This is a genomic window from Mycobacterium sp. MUNTM1, assembly GCF_054660795.1.
In genome coordinates this window covers 98749-99695 of sequence record NZ_BAAGDE010000018.1, presented here as the reverse complement: position 1 = coordinate 99695, position 947 = coordinate 98749, and the positions used below count along the sequence as shown (strand labels likewise).

1 protein-coding gene and 1 riboswitch are annotated in these 947 nt (G+C 66.5%); the gene reads left to right on the top strand.

Going from position 1 to position 947, the window contains the following annotated elements:
* The first annotated feature begins 192 nt into the window (after positions 1-192).
* Positions 193-365, top strand: a riboswitch (M-box (ykoK) riboswitch).
* A gap of 239 nt (positions 366-604) precedes the next feature.
* Positions 605-820 (top strand): hypothetical protein, encoded by a 216-nt coding sequence (locus ACYQ8K_RS13005; protein ID WP_459969489.1) that lies wholly within the window; start codon positions 605-607, stop codon positions 818-820.
* Positions 821-947 lie beyond the last annotated feature (127 nt).

Genomic DNA, 947 nt, shown 5'->3' with positions numbered 1-947 from the left:
AGACGTCAGATATCTCCACTAAGCCCGGAGGTCCTCCCCACAATCAACAACCGTCACCAACGTGTCTGCCGAGTACACCTAGGCGCGCAGCCTGGGCAGGCGCTGGGAGACCGGCCGCGGGGCGTCAGGGATCCGTTAAGCGTTTGACGAGCGTTTGACGCGCCCGCGACCGCGGTGTCACTATGGACCCCGCAAGCACCTCGGTAGGTGAGGCGTCTGCATGGATACAGGCCACTGACCCCGAACGTCGAGAGACGCCCCGGGTCAGGACAGCTCTTCCCGGACCCAAGGGTTGAGCCCAAGTGGCTTCTGGAACGTTCCGGATACGCCGTGCAGTGCCGAAGCTCCGACGAGAGGGGTGCGACCCGCGGCATGTGTCGCGGGTCATTCCTGCCTCTGTCGTTCAGGTGAATGTGGTGACACCCGCGTGTGTCTTGGCCGTGAGGAGGTGAGGGCGAGATGAGTCCCGGCGATAGTCCCTATCCGAAATCCGTCTTGTCCCGATCCGGTTCCGGCATTTCTCTCACCGCCTGACCTCTCCTGGTGCTGCGCGGCTGACACGCCGTGCCGATGCCGATCGGGCCTCCGTCAGGAGAAGAAGATCATGGCTTTTGTTATCACGCACCGCTTTTCCACCGCGTCCCGGACGCGCGGCCGCTCGATGCTGCGCGCAGGCCGGTTGTTGGCCAACAGGTTTCACCTGCAGGCGCGCCTGACCCCGCAGGAGCGGGCCAACCTGTACGTGTCGCGGATGCCGATCGCGATGGTCACCGCGTCGCTGGGTGGCCGCGCCTCGGGTTCGGACAGCAACCACCGCTGAACCACTGCGTCGGGGGGCGGGGGGGCCCCCCCCCCCCCCCCCCCCCGCGCGGGGGGTGGGGCCACCCCCCCCACCCCCCCCCCCCCGGGGTAGCCCGCGGGATTAAAAGGGTGTTAAGTGATTAAAA

Bases quoted from the DNA above. Each gene is read 5' to 3' on its own strand.
- ACYQ8K_RS13005 (WP_459969489.1), top strand. From the start codon at position 605: ATGGCTTTTGTTATCACGCACCGCTTTTCCACCGCGTCCCGGACGCGC.